Here is an 18,381-nt window from a genome sequence, read left to right as displayed (position 1 = left end):
GACGCGTTCGCGCCCGGGCCCTCCAGCTTTCAGCAGCGGCCCGCGATGGCCCGCAGCAGTTCCGCGTTCGCGGTGTCACCGGACAGCTCCCAGGCGAACATCCCGCCGAGCCCTTGGGACTTCGCGTAGCCCGCCTTGGCCGAGGCCGTCTCGGGCGTGTCGTAGCTCCACCACTGCGAACCGCACTTCGCGTACGCCGTACCGGCGACCTTGCCGTTGGCCGGGCACGTCGTCTTGAGGACCTTGTAGTCCTCGACGCCCGCTTCGTACGTGCCCGGCGCCGGGCCGGTGGCGGTGCCGCCGGGCTGCTTCTGCGTGACGCCGTCCCAGCCGCGGCCGTAGAAACCGAGGCCGAGCAGCATCTTCGACGACGGCACGCCCTGGTGGCGCAGCTTCTGGATGGCGGCGTCGGCGTAGTACCCGGCGTGCGGGAGGCCCGGGTAGGACCGCAGCGGCGAGTGCGGCGCGGTGGGCCCGGCCGGGCTGCCGCCCGCGACGAAGTAGTCGTAGGTCATCACGTTGTACCAGTCGAGGTACCGGCTCGCGCTGCCGTAGTCGGTGGCGTCGATCTTGCCGTTCTTCGAGCCGTCCGCGGTGATGGCGGCGGTGACGAGCTGCCGGTGCCCGAACTTCGCGCGCAGCGCCTTGACCAGTTCGGTGAACGCCTTGGGCCCGCTGGTGTCGCAGGTGTCGCCGCAGGCGTTGGGGTATTCCCAGTCGATGTCGATGCCGTCGAAGACGCCCGCCCAGCGCGGGTCGTTGACGAGGTTGTAGCAGGACTCGGCGAACGCGGCGGGGTTCTTCGCGGCCTCGGGGAAGCCGGCCGACCAGGTCCAGCCGCCGAAGGACCACAGCACCTTGAGCTTCGGGTGCAGCTTCTTCAGCTCGAGGATCTGGTTGAAGCTGCCGTGCAGCGTGCCGCTGTCGGCCTGGCCGCTGACGCTCGTGGCGGCGTCGTAGGGCATGTCGTGGTCGGCCCACGGGTCGCCGACGGCGCAGCCGCCGCCCGTGACGTTGCCGAACGCGTAGTTGATGTGGGTCAGCTTCGCGGCCGAACCGGACGTCTCGATGTCCTTGACGTGGTAGTTGCGCGCGTAGACGTCCCAGTCGGCGAAGTAGGCCATCACCTTGCCCTGGGACGGCCCGGCCTCGGCCGGTGGAGCGATGACGGCGGCACCGGCCAGTGCAAGCGCGACAGTGGCGATGCTCTTTTTCATACGGTGCACGAAAATCTCCTTCGGCGAACCGCCCGTGCGGGTCCGGTGAGGCTAACAGGTCCAGACCACTGCGGACCAGGGCCAAACGTTGGGGTCAAAGGGTTTCCCGGTGCCCCCGCAGCCGGGTGCGGATTCACGGCGTGCGATGATCGGCGGATGACCGAGTTCGGCTGCGCGCGCTGCTCGGGCGCCGACGCCCTCACCGCGCTGGCGTTCTGCACGACCCGCCTGCGCGAAACCCACCGGTTGGTCCAGCGGTCGCATTTCGGCGTTTCGCTGCGCGAATGCCCGGAATGCGGCCAGGCGTTCGCCGCGATCTTCACGGAATTCGTGGACTGGAAGGGCGGTGAGGACGCGCAGTACTTCGACTTCGTCCCGATCACGGCCACCGAGGTGACGTCGCTGGCGGCGCAGGGGTCCCGCGTGGACCTCGCGGAACTCGGCGCGCTCGGCAGCGTCCGGCGTCGGCTTTCCTCGAGCTGGCCGACCGGCGAGGAGAAGCGGATCGGCTGGCGGACGGACTCCCTTTCGGTGCGCGAAGGCTACTGAACGCGGCCGGCCAGGCGGAGGATCGCGGCGGCCGAGCGGTCGACGTCGGCCTCGGTCGTCGACCAGTTGGAGACCGAGATCCGCAGGTAGCGGCGGCCGCGCCAGGTGGTGCCGCCGATCCAGCACGTGCCGTCGTCCTGGATCCGCCGGACGAGGTCGTCGGTTCCGTCCCCGAAGGACACCAGGACCTGGTTGAGCACGACGTCGTTGGCGATCGCGGCCCCGCCGTCCGCGAGCTTCCCGGCGAACCGGCGCGCGAGCCGGCAGCAGCGGTCGACGAGCTCGGCGACGCCGTCGCGGCCCAGTTCGCGCAGCGCCGCCCAGACCGCGAAGCCCCGAGCGCGACGTGAGGATTCGAGGGTCAGGTCGCCCATGCCGGCGAGTTCGCCGGCGCCGGCGAGGTACGCGGCGCGGTAGGCGATCGTTTCGGCGTGGACGTCCGGCCGGGCGCAGAAGACGAACCCCGAGTCGTAGGGGACGTTGAGCCACTTGTGCCCGTCGCAGGCCCAGGAGTCGGCGAGCTCGACGCCGTCGAGCAGCGGGGCGGTGGCCGGGTTCGCCGCGGCCCAGAGCCCGAAGGCGCCGTCGACGTGCACCCAGGCCCGGTGGGCGCGTGCGGCTTCGCAGGCGGCGCGCAGGTCGTCGCAGGCCCCCGTGTTGACGTTGCCCGCCTGGAGGCAGACGATCGCGGGCCCGCTCCCGGCGGCGAGCGTCCGTTCCAGAGCGGCGACATCCATGGCGCCCTGGCTCCCGGCGGCCACCGGCTCGACGGCGCTGGTGCCGAAACCGAGCAGCCGCAGCGCGCGGTCGATGGTGGCGTGCCGTTCTTCGCTCGCGACGATCCGGACGCGCGGCGCACCGGCGAGCCCGTCGCGCTCGACGTCCCAGCCGGCTTCGGCGAGAACGTGGTGCCGCGCGGCCGCGAGCCCGACGGTGTTCGCCGCCTGGCCGCCGGTGACGAACCCGGCGGACGCGGTGGCGGGGATGCCGAGCAGGTCCTTGAGCCACCGCCCGGCGGTCTCTTCCGCGGCCGCGGCGGCCGGCGAGAGGACGGCGTTGAAGCCGTTCTGGTCCCACCCGGCGGCGAGGACGTCGGCCGCGGTGGCGGCGGGAAGCGCGCCCCCGATGACGAACCCGAAGAACCGCGGCCCGGCGGTGGCGACGAGCCCGGGTTCGGCGGCGCGGGCGAGCTCTTCGAGCACTTCGGACGGTGGGGCCGGGTCCTTCGGGAGCGGGCCGCCGAAGCCCGCGGGGGTGGCGGCGGTCGCGACCGGTCGTTCCGGGAGGCTCGCGCGGTAGTCGGCGGCCAGCTCGGCGGCGCGGGTGAGGAGGGTGCGCATCTCGTCCACGCGCCCGACTGTAGGCCGGTCGGGGCGAGCGGGCCGCCGGTTTCCGGCCGGACGTGCGGCTCGCCACCGCGCTCAGGCCGGCAGCGCGCCGGGTTCGCGCTCGCTGCTAGGCCGCCTTCGGGTGGGCGGCCCGGCGGTTCTCCCTGGCCAGCTCCACCGTCTCCACGATCCGCCGTTGCCGCGTCCCGGGTCGTTTCGCCCGCGCGATCCACTCCAGGATCAACCGCCGCGACGAAGGCGGAAACCCTTCGAAGCACCGCCAAGCCACCGGCTCCCCCTCGAACGCCCGGCGCAGGTCCGGCGGCACCACCCCGTCCTGGGCCTCGGCGAGCACGTCCCAGGTCCCCGTCCGCCGGGCCAGGTCGACCGTCTCCTGCCCCGCCGGCGTCATCGAGCCCGCCGCCGTCAGCCGTTCCACGCGCTCGCGGTTCACCCGGCTCCACGTGCTCCGCGGCTTCCGCGGCGTGAAGCAGAGGTACGTGCTCTCCGCGTCGCGCCGGAGCGCCTTGCTGTCGATCCACCCGAAGCACAGCGCCTGCTCCATCGCCTCGTGCACCAGGACGCCCGGCACCCGGCTGTGCTTGCGCCGGATCACCAGCCACACCGACGGGACCGACGCCGTGGCCAGCCAGTCGCGCCAGCCCGCCGCCGACGTGACCTCCACCACCGCGACACCTTCGATTTGCTCCATGCCCACATCATCGGCATCAAACTGTTCACCTTCTGAGCACTTTGCCGCGGGAACAATCCCGGCCTTCCCGGCGTAGCGTCCTGGTATGGAGACCCCGCTGAACACCGACCGGCTCGTGATCCGGGACTGGACGGTGGACGACGCCGAGGCCGCGTTCGCCGTCTACGGCGCGGAGGACGTCACGCACTGGCTGACCCCGGCCATGGACCGCGTCGGGGACATCGGCGCGATGCGCGCGGTGCTGCACGCCTGGCAGGAGGCGCAGCCGAACCTGCCGCCGCCGCGGGGCCGCTGGGCGATCGAGCGCAAAGAGGACGGTGCCGTGATCGGCGGCCTCGGCATCCGGTTGCTGCCGCCGTTCGAAGAGGACCTCGAACTGTCCTGGCAGCTCAGCCCCGGTGTCTGGGGCCAGGGTTACGCGTCCGAAGCGGCGACCGCGCTCATCGAGTGGGCCTTCACCCAGGACACCGAAGAGCTCTTCGCGGTCGCGCGGCCGAACAACACGCGGGCGATCGCCGTCGCCAAGCGGCTCGGCATGCAGTGGGTCGGCGAGACCGACAAGTACTACAACCTGCGGCTCCAGGTGTACCGGATCCGGCAGACCGACCTCATCGACTGACCGGCTCCAGCAGGAAGACGCGGATTTCGCGGTGCTCGGCCCGCACGGCGTACCGGTCGTACGCGGGCCAGTACGCGGCGACGGCGTCCCACATTTCCTGACGTTCGCCGCCGGTCAGGAGCCGCCCGGTGACCTCGACGGTCCGGCCGTGCACCGCGACCGTCGCCGCCGGCTGCGCCAGGAGGTTCGCCGACCACGCCGGGTGGGCCTCGCCGCCCCAGTTCGAGCCGATCACGACGTAACCGCCGTCCCGCTCGACGTACAGCAGCGGCACCTGCCGCGGCTCACCGCTGCGGCGGCCGACGGTGGTGAGCAGCAACGTCCGCAATCCGACCGCCGCGCCGACGCCGACCCGGCCGCCGCTGACCCGCAGCAGCACCCGGTCGGCCGGCACGAGCGCCCGCCCCAGCACCGCAAAGGCCTTGCTCTTCCCGAACCCCGCGAACACCCCGCGCCAACCAGCCACGGTCGACGACCCTAGTGCACGCTCGCCCGCCGCTGCCGGACCTCACCACCGTGCCGGGGCCGGCGGTGGCACGACCGGCGGCCGGTCGTCGCAGGTGATCGTGTTCGGCAGGAGCCACGGCGCCAGCCAGCCGCCGTCGTTGCCGCCGAGGTCCGTCAGCGAGAACTCCGAGCCCGTCGGCGGGAAGCTGAACGACCCGCAGTTGTTCACCCCCACCGCACCGACGTTGCGCGCGTCGACGTTCCGGAACGACGCCGACCCCGCCGACCGCGCGCTCAGCACCGACGTCCCGGCGCCGTCGACCCGCAGGTCCGCGAACGCCAGCCCGGTGATCGAGTACTTGTCCTTCACCGGGAAGTCGCTGACCAGCATGATCGCGTTGTAGGTGTTGTCGAGGAAGTGGTCGCCGGTCACCTCGACGTCCGCGGCGATGTCCTTTTCCAGCGCGTAGAACCAGATCGCGCCCAGCCCGATCTTCCAGTTCAGCTCGAACGTCCCGGCCCGCACGGTCGTGTTGCCCGCGATCCGCAGCGTCCCGCCGAAGGGCTCGGCGCCGAACCGCGAGCCCACCTGGATCGCGCTGCCCTCGCGGATCGGGTCCGCCACCAGGTTGCCCGAGACCGTGTTGTCCACGCCGCCGTAGAGCGCGATCCCGTTGGCCAGCACCGGGGTCTGGACGGTGTTGTGGTCGAACGCGTTGCGCGCGTCCTGGATCTTCTCCGACCACATCGCCAGCCCGTCGTCGCCGGTGTTGCGGACGAAGTTGTTCGCCACCACCGAATCCGTGACTCCCGTGTGGAAGTTCAGCCCGTCGGCGATCTGGTCGGCGATCACGGAATTCGTCAGCCGGAAGCGGCTCATCGGGCCGTCGAACCAAAGACCGACCTTCGTGTGGTGCAGGTACACCGAGTCCACGGTGGACTCACTGAGCGCGCCGCCGATCGCGTTGACCTGGTCGGTGTCGACGCGTTCCCGGACGTCGCCTTCGACCGCGAAGCCGGAGAGGTGGACGTTGCGGCTGCCCCCGGCGGCGGCTTCTTCGCCGTAGACGCCGACGCCGTGGCCCTTGAGGATCGTGTACCAGCTGCCCGCACCTTCGATCGTGACGTCGTCGACGATGACGTGCCGGTTGACCTGGTAGGTGCCCGGCGGCAGATAGACCTTCAAGTGGACGCGGCGGGCGAAGGCGATGGCGCGGTCGAGGGCGTCGGCCGAGTCGCGGCGGCCGGTCGGGTCGGCGCCGAAGAGCAAAGCGTTGGCCGCGAAGGGAACCACGCGGGGCGGCGCCACCTGCTCGGAGTCGAGCAGGTCGACGACCGTCCACGCGGCACCGGCCGAGGCAGTCAGGCGCACCTTGTCCCCGGCCCGGTACGACCGGCCGAGCAGGAGCCGCTGCTCGTCGTAGAAGTGGCTGGGGCGGAACGGTTTCGCGAGCACCGGCGCCGGCGTGGTCGCCGACGGCACGCACCCGCACTCGGTGATCCACCAGTCCGGGTGCAGCAGGTCCGCGTCCGGGTCGTTGCTGAACGGGTACTGGTTGTACAGCCACGAATACTGCGAAGTCAGCGTCATCCGCTGCCGGTGGCCGCCGTTCACCGTGACGTCGAGGGGCGCGGTGACGCCGCCGCCGCGCGGGGCGTCGGGAATGCTGTAGCGGACGGTGATCGCGTTCGCCGCGGCGGGCAGCGTGAACTCGACGTACTGCCCCGGCGCCAGCCGGACGGCCCGCCGCCCGGACGCCTCCGAGGGCAGCGTGTACGCCGTGCGGTCGGGGCCGATCACGACGCCGTCGGTGTGCGCGTTCTCCGCTTCCTGCTCCAGGAAACCGACGGCGGCGCCGCGCCCCGCGACCAGCGCGGGGTCGAGCGCCGCGCGCGTCACGACCGGCCGGTCGGCGGCGGCCGCCGGTGCGGCCACCGAGACGAGAGCGGTGACCGCGACGAGCGCGGCTCCGAAGGTGCGTCGCGACATCCAGGGCCTCGTTTCGCCGGAGGGACTGCGGCGGAAGATTAGGCGACGCTCGCGCATCAAACAAGACTCTGCCGGTAACTTGCAAGAAGAAGTCGATTCCTTGCGCAAGGTTTCTTCTGGCAGAGTTCTCCCATGACTCGCCCCGAATCCGCCGCCGAGGTCTTCGACGCGCTCGGCACGGACTACGAACACGCGTTCCGGAACCTGGCCGAGCAGCGGGCCGCGCTCACCGCGCTCGCCGAGCGGCTGCCCGCGGGAGCACGGGTGCTCGACCTCGGCTCGGGCACCGGCCGCCCGGTCGCCGAACAGCTCGCCGCGGCCGGCTGCGCGGTGACCGGCTACGACGTCGCGCCGAAGATGGTCGAGATCGCGCGCGCCCAGGTCCCCGCCGCGCGATTCGAGCTCGGCGACATGCGCGGACTGTCCTTCGAGGACGGCAGCTGGGACGCGATCACGGCGTTCTTCTCGATGCTGCAACTCCCCCGCGCCGACCAGGAAACCATGCTCGGCCGGCTGGCGCGCTGGCTGAAGCCCGGCGGCCTGCTGGTGTTCGCGACCGTGCCGGCCGACGTCGACGGCGTCGACATCGTCTTCATGGGCCACCCGGTCCGCGCGAGCAGTTTCGCGGCGGACGCGCTGGCCGAGCGGCTCCGCGCGGCCGGGCTGGAGATCGTCCGCGAGGAGCAGGCGCTGTTCGTGCCCGACCACCCGGACGCCGGCCCGGAGCCGCACGTCTACCTCACCGCGCGCAAGCCGGCCTGAGCTCCGTCAAGTACCCACCGGCAAGATCACCCGGCGGATATGAATTTTGCTCAAGTTCGTGCGTATCCAGGGCGGGGGACCCGAGCTAAAGTGAGGGATGGGCATCGAAGCTCTGGCCAGGCCGGTACCTCGCGAGCACCGCGAGCTGGTGCGCGAGATGCTGACCAGGCTGCCGGAGTTCGCCGATCGGCTGGCCCGCCTGCTCAGCGAAGAGGACGAGTTCTACCGCCAGGTGGAGCGCGTCGCGCCCGGTGAGCTGCGCCAGGTCTGCCGGGCCAACCTCGAACGAGCGCTGACCGCGCTGGCCGAGGGCCGCGGCCTCGCCCTCGACGCCGCCCGCAAGACCGGGCTCGTCCAGGCGCGCCAAGGCATCCCGCTGCCCGCGGTGCTGCGCGCGTTCCGCATCGGCGGCACCTTCGTCTACGAGGGCCTGCTCGAGCTCGCCGGCCCGGACTTCCTCAACCCGACCCGGACGATCGAGATCAACTCCTACGTCTGGAAGGCGATCGACCTCTACTCCGACGCGCTGACCACGGCGTACGAAGAGGTCGCGGCCGAGCCGTCGCACGCGAACGCGCGGCTGCTCGACGACCTGCTGCGCGGCCGGCTCGTGAGCCAGGCCGAGATGGAAGCGGCCGCGCGCGAGCTGGGCCTGCCGACCGCGGGGATGTTCGTCGCGGTGGTCACCGAACGCGTCGAGCAGGAGGAGCAGGACTCCGTCGAAGCGCTGCTGCGGGCACGCCGCTGGCGGTCGGCGTGGCGGCCCGGCGGCGAGGCGGGCCTGGTCGCGATCGACCGGATCGAGGACGTCCGGCGGCTGCGCGAAGTGCTGGGCTCGCTGCCGGTGGCGGCGGGAATGAGCCGTCCGTTCAGCGGGTTCCCCGACGTCCCGGACGCACTGCACCGCGCCCGGATCGCCCGCCGCTCACTGCCGTCGGCGACCGCGGGCGTGGTGGTGTTCGGCGATTCGCCGGTGACCACGCTGGTGGCCGCGGCCCCGGGGATGGCCCGCGACGTCGTCCGCTCCGCGCTGGCCGGGGTGCTCACCCTGCCGGGCGCGGAACGCAAGGTCCTGCTCGACACGCTGCTCGCGTGGTTCGCCGGCCACGGCTCGGCGAAGGAGGCCGCGGACCGCCTGTTCGTGCACCCCAACACGGTCCGCTACCGCTTGCGGAGGGTGCAGGAGCTGACCAAGCGCGACCTCACCGACCCGGTCGACATCGGCGAGCTGTACGTCGCCCTGGAGTCGGTGCGGCTGGACCCGGAGCTCGACTGATCGATTGACTTTCGATAGAAATCAAGCGATAGTCGTCGCATGGTTACCGAGAAGTGGGCTGTTGCCGCGCTCAGAGTGTTTTTGGTGGTGCTGTTCGCCGTCCTCGTGGTGTTCCAGACGATGTCGCTGCCGGGCGGGATCGCCTACAACACGTCGCAGAATCCCCACGACGCAAACCTGCGCTGGCCGCTGACCGCCATCGCGGTGTTCCTCGTGCTGTGCGTCGAGGTGGTCCTGGTCGCGACCTGGAAGCTGCTGACCCTGGTCAAGAAGGACCGGATCTTCACCACCGCGTCGCTGCGGTGGGTCGACGTGATCGTCTGGGCGGTGGCCGCGGTGTGGCTGGTGTTCGCCGGCATGCTGCTCTTCGTCGGCTTCAACGCCGACGACCCGGGGATGCCGATGCTGCTGTTCCTGGTGACCGTCGCGATCACGGTGTTCTGGCTCCTGATGGTGGTGATGCGCGCCTTGCTGCGCCAAGCCACCGCGCTCCGCTCGGACATGGAAGCGGTCATCTGATGCCGATCGTCGTGCGCATCGACGTCGAACTGGCCAAGCGGAAGATGAGCGTCGGGGAATTCGCCGAAAAGGTCGGGCTGACGCCGGCGAACGTCGCGGTGCTGAAGAACGGGCGCGCGAAAGCCGTGCGGTTCAGCACGCTGGAAGCGATGTGCCGGGTCCTCGGTTGCCAGCCCGGCGATCTCCTGGAGTGGGTGGACGACTGAAGCATTTCGATTCTCCGGCCGGCGTAACAAGCTTCTCCCGCGCCGCGAATAGGGAGGGCAGCACCGCCCGGAGCGCTCGATCCGAGCGCCGAAAAGCGAGGAATTCACCATGACCGAACCCGTATCGGCGAATTACACCGGAATCGCCGCGCCGAGCACCCACCCCGCGGCACTGGTCGGCACCAGGCCGGTGGCGAGCGGGCTGGCGATGAAGTACCGCCACCCCGTCCTGGTCTGGCTGCTGTGGCCGATGCTCACCTTCGGCATCTACCACTACATCTGGTACTACAAGATCCACCGGGAAATGGCCGGGTTCGACCGCAGGCGAACGGTCCCGACCGCCGGTCCGCTGCTGGTCATCCTGTTCCTCGGCTGGACGTTCGTCGCCCCGATGGTCAGCTACTACAACACGGGCGTCCGCATCCGCGCCGCCCAGCGCGCGGCCGGGCTGCGGGAATCGTGCTCACCGGGAATCGGCTGCGTCCTGATGCTGTTCATCGGCCTCGGCGTGCTCTACCACCAAATCGAACTCGGCAAGATCACGGCCGCCTACGAGGTGCCGGCCGGCACGCAGATCTCCCTTTACGGCTGACGCTCAAGCCGCGTCGGCTTCCACCAATCTCGCCAATTCCAGCAGCGTTCCCTCGAATCCCGGGCCGGCGGTGAGCTCCACCGTGAGCGGGCTCCCGCGCCGGTCCGTGCCCACCGGGAGGGCGACCGCCGGTTCCGTCCACTGGGGACGGTTCGGGGCGGCCGAGACGACCACGTCCGGCCGCACGGCTCCGCGGCGGCGGCCCGCTGCGTCGAGGTCGAGGACCACGTTGCCGTGCAACGAAAGCAGGGCGGCGACGTCGGCCACCGCGTCGCGCAGCTCGCGGTCGGCGATCGAGTCCGAGTGCGCGCCGATCGCCGCGCGGGAAGGCTCGGCGCCCAGTCTCGGGACCAGGCGGGCGAGGTCACCGGGGGCGCACGTGAGCACGCGGACGCCCGGCACGCCGGCCAGCGGATCGGTGATGGTGATGCCCGCGCTCGCGGCCGCCGCCACGATCCGGGCCCGCCAGCGCGCGGTGGCCGCGATGGCGACCAGCGATGGGTCCTGCGACAACAGGGAGTTTCTCCTTCGCTCTCCGGCGCGGCGGATACGGATCGTCCGATGGTGGGGCCGTGCCCGTTGTGCCCGGGAACAAACATGTTTGGTCGCTTGGTCCGAACGGGGGTGCCCATGCCCCCTTCCGGTCGCACGCGGTAGCTGTGACCGCCGGTCACACTTTGACGCGCGACGTGGCGCGGGCCACTATCCGTGCACTGATTACCGCCGGGTAATTTGTGTCCGGAGTACGACCCTGGAGGACCGTTGCGACGAGCTTTCGGCCTGATCTTGCTGGCACTGGGGGTGTTCGCGGTCGCGGGCGCGGTGCTCCTGCCGTCCTACGTGTACCCGAAACTCGCCAAGGTGCCACTGGACCAGGACTCGACGTCGGTGCTCGAGGGCACCGCAAGCAAAGTCCTCGCCGTCACCGACAAGGGTCAGGGCCCGGTCACCGAGATCCGCGAGAACGCCAAGCTGACCGCGGTCGCCCACGTGCAGGCGAACTTCGCCACGCCGGAGATGCGCCAGGACACCGATTACGCGGTCTGGCTGCTCGCGGTGCGGGTCACCGACGACGCCGACGACACCGTCGTCAGCGCGAGCAAGCGGCAGGTCTGCTTCGACCGGCGCACCGGGGAAGGCTACGACCCGCGCGGGGAAACCGATCCGCCGTGCGACGCCAAGAGCAGCTTCGTCGTCGAGCTCAAGGACAAGGCGGACAAGGACGGCGAGACGCCGGCGGAGACCAACGACTACAAGGCGCAGCCCGGGCTGAACTTCAAGTTCCCCTTCGGCGCCGAGCAGAAGGACTACCAGGTCTACGACGACAACACCGGCGCGGCCGTCACCGCCCGGTACACCGGCACCGAGACGGTGAACGGGATCGAGACCTACAAGTTCGTCCAGGACATCCCCGACACGAAGATCGCGACGAAGCAGGTGCCCGGCTCGCTCGTCGGTTCCACCCAGCCGACCGCCGACGCCGAGCTCTACTACCGCGGCGTCAACACGATGTGGGTCGAGCCGGTGACCGGGATCCAGGTCAAGCAGCAGCAACAGCAGCACCAGGAACTGCGCACCGGCACCACGACCCCGACCGTCGTCTTCGACGGGACGCTGGCCTACAACGGCAAGACCATCTCGCAGATGGTGGACCAGGTGAACGCGAACAAGGGCAGGCTGGAGTTCCTCTCGAGCACCGGCCCGCTCTGGCTCGGGATCGGGGGCGGCGTGCTGATCATCGTCGCGATCGTCCTGCTGCTCCGCCGCCGCCCGGCCGAGCCACCCGCGCCGCCGCGCCGGCGTCAGGTGGCCTTCGCCCGCACCTAACGCTTTCTCAGCACCAGGACCAGATTCCACGAAGCGATCTCGCGGAGGCCGGGAATCCGCACGATCCCCACCGCCCAGCCCGGGTGGTAGCGCGGGTACCCGGCCACCAGATCGGCGAGCGGCGTCGTTTTCGCCCAGCGGAGCGCGGCACCGACGGAAACCGGGAACAGGCTTTCCCCGAATTTGTTCTTGGGCTGCTTCCCGAGTTTCCGCGCATAACGCCGCCGGGCGTAGTGCCCGCCGAGGAAGTGCCACGGCGCGGTCTCGTGCCCGCCCCACGGTGAATACCACGGGGTGAACGACGCGAAGACCGTGCCGCCGGGTTTGGTCACGCGGCACATCTCGCCGAGCATGACCCACGGCTCGGCGACGTGCTCCAGCACGTTGGAGGAGTAGCAGACGTCCACGGATCCGGTGCGCACGGGCAAATCCGTGCCGCTGGCGCGGATCATGTTCTCCCCCGGCTCGCCGCGTGCGGACAGCTCGCCGACGTCCGGGTCGAGGCCGAGGTAGACCGCGCCGGCCGCGCGGAAGGCGTCGGAGAAATAGCCCGGCCCGCCGCCGACGTCGAGCACCGTGCGCCCGGACAACGGCGTGTGGGACGCCAATTGCCGGACGGAGTCGGCGGCGAGCGTCGAATAGAAGCCGTCGGGGTCGGTCTGCTCGGTGAGGAACGCCCGGAACAGCGTCACGGAACGACCGAGCGTGGCGCGATGGGGTTGTGCCGTCGCGGAGAGCACCGGATTACCTACCATTGAACCGTCGCTTTCCCGAATACGTTCATCTACTGTGTACGCACCAGTAACCTAGCACCGTCGCTACAGTTGGGATAACCCGATGGAACGTCCTCGTGTGCTCCTCGTCAACTGGCGCGACACCGGCCACCCCGAGGGCGGCGGGTCGGAGCGGTACGTCGAGCGGATGGCCGAAGGGCTCGCGAAAGCGGGGTACCGGGTCGAAATCCAGTGCGCGGCCTACCCGGGCGCGACCGCGGGCGAATGGCGCGACGGCGTCCGCTACCGGCGCCGCGGCGGGAAGTTCGGCGTGTACGCGCACGCGGTGCGCGCGATCCGCCGCGCCCGCGCCGATCTCGTCGTGGACGTGCAGAACGGCATGCCGTTCTTCGCCCGGCTGGTCGCCGGCTGTCCCGTGCTGGTGCTCGTGCACCACGTCCACAAGGAACAGTGGATCAGCGCGCTCGGCGAGGCGCTGGGCCGGGCGGGCTGGTGGATCGAGTCGCGGCTGGCGCCGTGGCTGTTCCGCAAGTGCCGGTACGTCACGGTTTCCGAGGTCACCAAGACCGAGCTGGGCGGCCTCGGCGTCGAGCCCGGCCGCGTCGCCGTGGTGCCGAACGGGCTGGACGCGCCGCCGGCGTGCGTGTCGGAGCGGGATCCCGAGCCGACCCTGGTCGCGGTGAGCAGACTGGTGCCGCACAAGCGGATCGAGCACGCCATCGACGTCGTCGCGCGGCTCGCCGGGCGCTGGCCGTCCCTGCGGCTGGAGGTCGTCGGCCAGGGCCCGTGGGACGAGGTGCTGCGCGCGCACGCGGCTGCCCGCGGGGTCACCGACCGCGTGGTGCTGCACGGCTGGGTCGACGAGCACGCCAAGCACGAGATCCTCGCGCGGTCGTGGCTGCACCTGTGCCCGTCGGTGAAGGAGGGCTGGGGCATCGTCATCATGGAGGCCGCGGCGCACGGCGTGCCCTCGGTCGCCTACCGCGCGGCGGGCGGCGTCGCCGAATCCATTGTGGAGGGCCGCACGGGCTTGCTGGCCGACGACTTCGAGCACTTCACGGCGCAGGTCGACGGCCTGCTCGCGGACGGCCTGCGCCGCGCCGAGATGGGCCTGGCCGGGGTCGAGCGGGCCGGGATGTTCAGCTGGGACCGCAGTGCGGCCGAATTCGCTTCACTGGTGAAGGAAGTCTCCGGCCGGCCCGCACCCCGGCCGCGCGTGCTGGCCGGGATGCCCGAACTGGCCGAACCGCGCCCGTGACGCCATGAACGACTCTTTCATGTCGTCTGGCGACGTGAAAGGGTCGTTCATGTCATTGCGGCGAGCCCTGGTCCCGCACCGCGTCGGCGAACCCGGCCAGGAGACGGGCCGCCGCCGGCGCGTCGAAGTCGCGACGGCGCGCGCGGACCGTCACGGTCGTGGTGCCGCCGGTGGTCGCGGCGCCGAACGCCACCCCGGACCGGCCGCTCGCCGCCGGGTAGAACGCGAGTGAGCGCACGGTGTCCCCAGTGGACACCAAGCCGAGGTTCGACACCAGGAACGTCGAACCCAGCCGCCCCGCCAGCAACCGCGTGCCCAGCCGGGCGAGCCGGCTGCTGCGCGCCGGGAAGTCCGGCTCGGGTGGCTGCGCCCGCAGCAGCCCGGCGACGTCGGCGCCGCCCAGCCGCAGGCGGAAGAACGCGCTGTCGTGCACCGGTTCCGGGGCGGCGCCCGAACGCCGTGACGCACCGAGTGCGGCCACGACCCGGGCGGTCCGGGCGCCGTGCGCGCGGTTCCAGCGTTCGGTGGCGCGGGCGGCGGCCGTGACGAACCCGGGCGCGCCGAGCCGCAGCCGGGGTTCGTGAAGGGCCGCGAAGACGTCCCCTGAGGACGGCTCGGTCCGATCCGGCACGATCCGGCCCGGTGGCGCGAAAAGCGCCTCAGCGAGCCGCTGGAAGGCCGAAACGAGGAAGGGTTTGCCGCCGCCACGTTCGCCGATGCCGGTCGCCGCCGAGGAAACCGGGACGTCGAGGAGGATGCCGAGCAGCGCGAGGAGGCCGAGGCCGTCGAGGGCGCCGTGGTGCGCGGCGACGAGCAAGGTGGGTGCGTCCGCCCGGACGGCGACGCGGATGAGCGGCGCGGTGCGTTCGTAGGGCGCCGAAGCGAACCGGTCGCGCACGGCGGCCAAGTCGTCCGCCCGCTCGATTCCGGGCACGGCACCGAGGTGCGGGTACTGCTGGATCGCGGCGGCGAGGCGCGCGCGGAGCTTTTCCGGTTCCGGTGCGGTCGTGCCGAGTTCCGCTTCGAGGAGGATGCTCCAGGAAACGGTGGGGTCGCCGTAGAGCCCGACGACGCGGTGCGCGTGGTCGGAGGCGAGCCGGGTCACCGCGTCAGCGGTTCCCGTAGATCTTGCCGGGGTGGTCGGCCGGGTTGTACTTGACCTGCGCGTTGAGCTTGTCCTGCACCTGCGTGGAGGTGTCCGGGTCCGCGCCCTTGACGAGGGCGAACCCCGCGCCGGTCGCCACCCCGCCGCCGATGATGACGGCGACGACCGCGCCGATGACCGTGCCCACGTGTCACTCCTTCCGCGGCGGGGAAATCCTGCCGCGGCCCAATGTACGCATCGGTAACATGCGGCACAACAGTGCGACGCACAGCAATCCCAGCGCTACTCCGTTCGCCACCAAGGCGGGCGTCCACGAGATCGCTTTCACCACCGGCACACCCGGGGTCCGGTAGAGCGTCAGCCATTCACCCGACCACACCGGTGTCGCGCCGGCGAGCAACCGCGGGTCGACGTCGCCGGGTGTCCCGTGTTCGACGAGGATCCAGCCGATCCCCGCGTCGGTGAGCTCCCGCGCGGACGTCGCGGCGCGCACATCGCCGATCCGCGGGTCCTCGCCGGCGATCCGCTCGTCCCCCACTTGCAGCGTGTCGTCCACCAGCACGGGTTCCGGCAGCGCGCGCGGCGCCGGGTCGAGCTGCGTGCGGTCGTCGTTCCAGGCGAACCCGCGGAACGTCGAAAGCGGCAGGGCGAGCACGTCCCCGGGGCGGTCACCGAGCACTTCGGACACTGCCCGCCAGTCGGCCGGGTACTGCGCGGTGCCGAGCCGTCCCCAGCCACCCCACGCCAGGTCCGGCATGGTCACCAGCGGAAGGGCGATCGCCGCCGCCGCCAAGGCGATGCGGCCGCGCTCGGTCTTCAGCTTGGCCGCGGCGGCTTCGACGGCGAGCGCGAAGCCCAGCGCGAGCGGCAACGCCCACCAGGCCACCCACTTCTGGGCGTCACGCAGGAGCCCGGCGCCGGGCACGTACCGCGTCGCGGCGGTGAGCAATGCGGTGCCGCCCGGCAACGTGGCCAGCGACGCCAGCAGCACCCCCGCGGCGCCGAGCAGGGACAGCGACCAGGCCGGCGCCTTCCCCCACCGCTTCGCCAGCGTCCGGAGCCCGGCCACGGCGATCGCGGCGACGACGAGCGTCAGCACCGGGACCAGCGGCATGGCCCGGCTGCCGGGCACCGTTTCGGCGTTCCAGATGCCGCCCAGCCCGAGCACGCCGAGCAGCGCGGGGCCCCAGCTTTCGGCGCGGGCGCTGAACGCCGCCACTCCGGCCGGGTCGGAGTACGTACTTCCGGCGTTGAGGAACGTGGGCACCAGCCACGGGAGGTTCAGCGCGATCGCGATCGGGAGCGTCTGCCAGAGCCGCCGGGAACCGGCGGCCACGACCATGACAGCGGCCGCGAGCACGCCACCGGGCGGGGTCAGCACCGCCGCCGCGCTCGCGAGCACCAGCCTCGGCAGGGAATTCGGCGCGTGCTGGCGCGCGGCGAGCCCGGCGGCGGCGATCCAGGGCAGGCACGCGTAGGTCAGCAGCAGCGGCCAGTGCCCGATGAACAGCCGTTCGGCGACGTACGGCGTCCAGGCGTACGTCGTCGCGGCGACGAGCCGGGTGCTCAGGCGTTCGGCCGGGACGAGCCGGCCGGCGCCGAGCGCGGCGGCGAAGATGGCCAGGAGCAGGACGGCTTTCTGGACGATGTCCCCGGGCAGCACGGTGGTCGCCAGCGCGACGGCGGCGTCGGCGGGCACCGACCGCGGCAGCGTGCTGCCGATTCCGAAGGCGTCCGGCACGAAGTACTGCTTCGGCGCGAACACCATGTCGTAGCCGAGGGTGAACCCGCGGCGCAGCAAGGGCGTGCAGACGGCGAACGCGAGCACGGCGGACAGCGCGGGGAGCGCGAGGCGCCTGCCCGGTGCGTCCACGGCCCTTCCTTTCCGGTGCGCGCGCGGTTATGGTCGCTGCTCATTACTCGCCGGTAATGGGAGCCCGCCGTTGAGCGTAGCCACCGAAGCCCCGGCCCGGACCGGCAACCGGGTCGCGGCGATCCTCGTCTCGCTCGCGCTCGCGGGCAACAACGCGGCGAGTTACGTGCTCAGCCTGGCGGCCGCGCGGATCCTCGCGCCCGGCGCGTTCGGGGAGCTGAGCTCGCTGCTGGCGGTGCTGGTGATCGGCGTCGTCCCGGCGATGGGGCTGCAGACGGTCGTCGCGTTGCGCGTGGCGCGGTCGTCGTCGCCGGCCCGGGGGCCGTTGTTCGCGCTCGGCCTGGTGACGAGCGGGATCGTGGCGACGGCGGCGTTGACGCTCAGCCCGTTGCTGGTGCTCCTGCTGCACCTGGGTTCCCTGACGCCGGCGCTGCTGCTGACCGCCGCGCTCGGGCCGTTGACGCTGCTGGGGTTGTTCCACGGCCTCCTGCAGGGCGCACACCGGTTCGCGACGCTGGCCGGGCTGATCGCGCTGGAGGGCCTGGGCAAGGTCGGCGGCTCGTTCTTCGGGCTGCTCCTGACGAGGTCGACGACGGGCGCGCTGGCCGGCACCGCGATCGGGTCGCTGGTGGTCGTGGCGGCGGGCTGGCAGATCTGCGGGCGTCCGCGTCCCCGGTGGGCGGACCGCCACGGCGGCGAAGTGCTCCACACGGCGCAAGCGATGCTGGCGCTGGTGCTGCTGGTGAACCTGGACCTGGTGCTGGCCCGCCACACGCTCCCGGCCGGCGCGGCGGGCGAGTACGCGCTGGGGGCGATCGTCACGAAGATCGCGTACTGGCTGCCGCAGGCGGTGGGCGTGCTGGTGCTGCCCCGCTTCGCGGTGTCGTCGGGACGGCGGCGGGTGCTGCCGGTGGCGCTGGCGGTGTGCGCCTGCCTGGATGCCGTGGTGCTGCTGGTTTCCGTGGTGGTCGGGCCGGCGTTGCTGGGTCTGATCGGCGGTTCCCGCTACGCCGGGAGCACGATGCCGGTGTGGCCGTTCGCCCTGGCGGGCTCGATGCTGGCTTTGGTGCAGATCCTGTTGTACGCCCGGCTGGCGGACGGCGACCGGCGCGTGACGGTGCTGATGTGGACGGCGGTGGGCGCGGAGGCCGCGCTGATCTTGTTCTGGCTGCACGGATCCGCGGCCCAGGTGGTGACGGCGGCGGCCTGCTGCGCGGGCGGCCTCGCGGTGGCCGGCGCGGTGCTGGAGCTGCGGGCACGCCGGATGTCCTGAACGACTCTTTCCTGACGTCCGGCGTCCGACGTACCCACGCGTCACACGGTCCGCAACCCAGGTCGCGACCGCAGCAGCCTGCAGCGCGGACCGC

The 18,381-nt window shown here is 71.7% G+C and carries 20 protein-coding genes; 10 read left to right on the top strand and 10 right to left on the bottom strand.

All coding sequences use genetic code 11. The annotated features are described in order from the left end of the window. Window positions 1-29: 29 nt before the first annotated feature. Window positions 30-1,226 carry a glycoside hydrolase family 18 protein gene (locus AB0B33_RS03060; protein ID WP_360766085.1) on the bottom strand — a complete coding sequence of 399 codons (1,197 nt, stop codon included), beginning with the start codon at window positions 1,224-1,226 and terminating at the stop codon, window positions 30-32. Between the two features lie 147 nt (window positions 1,227-1,373). Between AB0B33_RS03060 and AB0B33_RS03055 the strand changes: the two genes are divergently transcribed. Next, on the top strand, window positions 1,374-1,766 hold the full coding sequence (locus tag AB0B33_RS03055) for a hypothetical protein (protein WP_247019585.1): 393 nt from the start codon (window positions 1,374-1,376) through the stop codon (window positions 1,764-1,766). On the opposite strand, the gene AB0B33_RS03050 is transcribed toward AB0B33_RS03055, so the two are convergent. Together AB0B33_RS03050 and AB0B33_RS03045 are read right to left on the bottom strand one after the other, a co-directional pair. Next, on the bottom strand, window positions 1,760-3,106 hold the full coding sequence (locus AB0B33_RS03050; protein WP_360766226.1) for a pyridoxal-dependent decarboxylase: 1,347 nt from the start codon (window positions 3,104-3,106) through the stop codon (window positions 1,760-1,762). The genes AB0B33_RS03055 and AB0B33_RS03050 overlap by 7 nt on opposite strands. Window positions 3,107-3,221: 115 nt before the next feature. Then, window positions 3,222-3,806, bottom strand: a complete 585-nt coding sequence (locus tag AB0B33_RS03045) for a YdeI/OmpD-associated family protein (RefSeq protein WP_360766081.1) — start codon at window positions 3,804-3,806, stop codon at window positions 3,222-3,224. 85 nt (window positions 3,807-3,891) lie between these two features. On the opposite strand from AB0B33_RS03045, the gene AB0B33_RS03040 reads away from it, so the two are divergent. After that, entirely contained in the window at window positions 3,892-4,425 is a 534-nt protein-coding gene (locus AB0B33_RS03040; protein WP_247019581.1) for a GNAT family N-acetyltransferase, read from the top strand. Here the strand turns inward: AB0B33_RS03040 and AB0B33_RS03035 are convergent. Next, window positions 4,415-4,891: a nitroreductase family deazaflavin-dependent oxidoreductase gene (locus AB0B33_RS03035; RefSeq protein ID WP_360766078.1), complete on the bottom strand. Its 477-nt coding sequence runs from the start codon at window positions 4,889-4,891 to the stop codon at window positions 4,415-4,417. The two genes, AB0B33_RS03040 and AB0B33_RS03035, sit on opposite strands and share 11 nt — an antisense overlap. Before the next feature lie 42 nt (window positions 4,892-4,933). Next, a complete protein-coding gene (locus AB0B33_RS03030; protein ID WP_360766075.1) occupies window positions 4,934-6,862 on the bottom strand; it encodes a glycosyl hydrolase family 28-related protein in 1,929 nt (642 codons plus the stop codon). A gap of 132 nt (window positions 6,863-6,994) precedes the next feature. On the opposite strand from AB0B33_RS03030, the gene AB0B33_RS03025 reads away from it, so the two are divergent. From AB0B33_RS03025 to AB0B33_RS03005, 5 genes are all read left to right on the top strand, one after another. Continuing rightward, the gene (locus AB0B33_RS03025) at window positions 6,995-7,624 is read left to right on the top strand and encodes a methyltransferase domain-containing protein (RefSeq protein ID WP_360766073.1); all 630 of its coding nucleotides are present in this window, start codon (window positions 6,995-6,997) and stop codon (window positions 7,622-7,624) included. Window positions 7,625-7,721: 97 nt separating this feature from the next. Continuing rightward, complete coding sequence (locus tag AB0B33_RS03020; protein WP_247019577.1) at window positions 7,722-8,900, top strand: helix-turn-helix domain-containing protein; 1,179 nt, start codon at window positions 7,722-7,724, stop codon at window positions 8,898-8,900. A 39-nt stretch (window positions 8,901-8,939) separates the two neighbouring features. Then, window positions 8,940-9,419, top strand: coding sequence for a DUF2975 domain-containing protein (locus AB0B33_RS03015; protein ID WP_360766069.1), 480 nt, complete (start codon window positions 8,940-8,942; stop codon window positions 9,417-9,419). Then, entirely contained in the window at window positions 9,419-9,625 is a 207-nt protein-coding gene (locus tag AB0B33_RS03010) for a helix-turn-helix transcriptional regulator (protein WP_072476895.1), read from the top strand. Before AB0B33_RS03015 ends, AB0B33_RS03010 begins: the two co-directional genes overlap by 1 nt. A gap of 109 nt (window positions 9,626-9,734) precedes the next feature. Then, window positions 9,735-10,217, top strand: a complete 483-nt coding sequence (locus AB0B33_RS03005; protein WP_360766066.1) for a DUF4234 domain-containing protein — start codon at window positions 9,735-9,737, stop codon at window positions 10,215-10,217. Window positions 10,218-10,220: 3 nt separating this feature from the next. On the opposite strand, the gene AB0B33_RS03000 is transcribed toward AB0B33_RS03005, so the two are convergent. Continuing rightward, a complete protein-coding gene (locus AB0B33_RS03000) occupies window positions 10,221-10,730 on the bottom strand; it encodes a hypothetical protein (protein WP_360766064.1) in 510 nt (169 codons plus the stop codon). A gap of 249 nt (window positions 10,731-10,979) precedes the next feature. Between AB0B33_RS03000 and AB0B33_RS02995 the strand changes: the two genes are divergently transcribed. Beyond that, complete coding sequence (locus AB0B33_RS02995; protein WP_247019573.1) at window positions 10,980-12,044, top strand: DUF3068 domain-containing protein; 1,065 nt, start codon at window positions 10,980-10,982, stop codon at window positions 12,042-12,044. Here AB0B33_RS02995 and AB0B33_RS02990 read toward each other — a convergent pair. Beyond that, window positions 12,041-12,736: a class I SAM-dependent methyltransferase gene (locus tag AB0B33_RS02990; protein ID WP_360766059.1), complete on the bottom strand. Its 696-nt coding sequence runs from the start codon at window positions 12,734-12,736 to the stop codon at window positions 12,041-12,043. The two genes, AB0B33_RS02995 and AB0B33_RS02990, sit on opposite strands and share 4 nt — an antisense overlap. A 160-nt stretch (window positions 12,737-12,896) precedes the next feature. Here AB0B33_RS02990 and AB0B33_RS02985 point away from each other — a divergent pair, with 160 nt between their 5' ends. Then, complete coding sequence (locus AB0B33_RS02985; RefSeq protein ID WP_360766224.1) at window positions 12,897-14,036, top strand: glycosyltransferase family 4 protein; 1,140 nt, start codon at window positions 12,897-12,899, stop codon at window positions 14,034-14,036. Window positions 14,037-14,088: 52 nt separating this feature from the next. Here AB0B33_RS02985 and AB0B33_RS02980 read toward each other — a convergent pair whose 3' ends face one another. The 3 genes from AB0B33_RS02980 to AB0B33_RS02970 are packed head-to-tail and all read right to left on the bottom strand — an operon-like array spanning window position 14,089 to window position 17,014. Then, window positions 14,089-15,141: a hypothetical protein gene (locus AB0B33_RS02980; RefSeq protein WP_360766057.1), complete on the bottom strand. Its 1,053-nt coding sequence runs from the start codon at window positions 15,139-15,141 to the stop codon at window positions 14,089-14,091. A 4-nt stretch (window positions 15,142-15,145) separates the two neighbouring features. Continuing rightward, the gene (locus AB0B33_RS02975; protein ID WP_247019567.1) at window positions 15,146-15,328 is read right to left on the bottom strand and encodes a hypothetical protein; all 183 of its coding nucleotides are present in this window, start codon (window positions 15,326-15,328) and stop codon (window positions 15,146-15,148) included. A gap of 3 nt (window positions 15,329-15,331) precedes the next feature. Then, on the bottom strand, window positions 15,332-17,014 hold the full coding sequence (locus AB0B33_RS02970; protein WP_360766054.1) for a hypothetical protein: 1,683 nt from the start codon (window positions 17,012-17,014) through the stop codon (window positions 15,332-15,334). Window positions 17,015-17,084: 70 nt separating this feature from the next. Between AB0B33_RS02970 and AB0B33_RS02965 the strand changes: the two genes are divergently transcribed. Then, window positions 17,085-18,287: a polysaccharide biosynthesis protein gene (locus AB0B33_RS02965; RefSeq protein WP_360766052.1), complete on the top strand. Its 1,203-nt coding sequence runs from the start codon at window positions 17,085-17,087 to the stop codon at window positions 18,285-18,287. Window positions 18,288-18,381 lie beyond the last annotated feature (94 nt).

The sequence above is a fragment of the Amycolatopsis sp. NPDC049159 genome (assembly GCF_040648295.1).
GTDB lineage: Bacteria > Actinomycetota > Actinomycetes > Mycobacteriales > Pseudonocardiaceae > Amycolatopsis > Amycolatopsis pretoriensis_A.
Note: the sequence above shows the minus strand (reverse complement) of the source record. Positions and strands in the feature narration are given on the sequence as shown.

What these genes read in the sequence shown, in the direction of transcription:
- AB0B33_RS03010 (WP_072476895.1), top strand. Translation starts at nt 9,419, where the DNA reads ATGCCGATCGTCGTGCGCATCGACGTCGAACTGGCCAAGCGGAAGATG.
- AB0B33_RS03050 (WP_360766226.1), bottom strand. Translation starts at nt 3,106, where the DNA reads ATGCGCACCCTCCTCACCCGCGCCGCCGAGCTGGCCGCCGACTACCGC.
- AB0B33_RS03015 (WP_360766069.1), top strand. Translation starts at nt 8,940, where the DNA reads ATGGTTACCGAGAAGTGGGCTGTTGCCGCGCTCAGAGTGTTTTTGGTG.
- AB0B33_RS03055 (WP_247019585.1), top strand. Translation starts at nt 1,374, where the DNA reads ATGACCGAGTTCGGCTGCGCGCGCTGCTCGGGCGCCGACGCCCTCACC.
- AB0B33_RS03020 (WP_247019577.1), top strand. Translation starts at nt 7,722, where the DNA reads ATGGGCATCGAAGCTCTGGCCAGGCCGGTACCTCGCGAGCACCGCGAG.
- AB0B33_RS03030 (WP_360766075.1), bottom strand. Translation starts at nt 6,862, where the DNA reads ATGTCGCGACGCACCTTCGGAGCCGCGCTCGTCGCGGTCACCGCTCTC.
- AB0B33_RS03040 (WP_247019581.1), top strand. Translation starts at nt 3,892, where the DNA reads ATGGAGACCCCGCTGAACACCGACCGGCTCGTGATCCGGGACTGGACG.
- AB0B33_RS03005 (WP_360766066.1), top strand. Translation starts at nt 9,735, where the DNA reads ATGACCGAACCCGTATCGGCGAATTACACCGGAATCGCCGCGCCGAGC.
- AB0B33_RS03025 (WP_360766073.1), top strand. Translation starts at nt 6,995, where the DNA reads ATGACTCGCCCCGAATCCGCCGCCGAGGTCTTCGACGCGCTCGGCACG.
- AB0B33_RS03045 (WP_360766081.1), bottom strand. Translation starts at nt 3,806, where the DNA reads ATGGAGCAAATCGAAGGTGTCGCGGTGGTGGAGGTCACGTCGGCGGCG.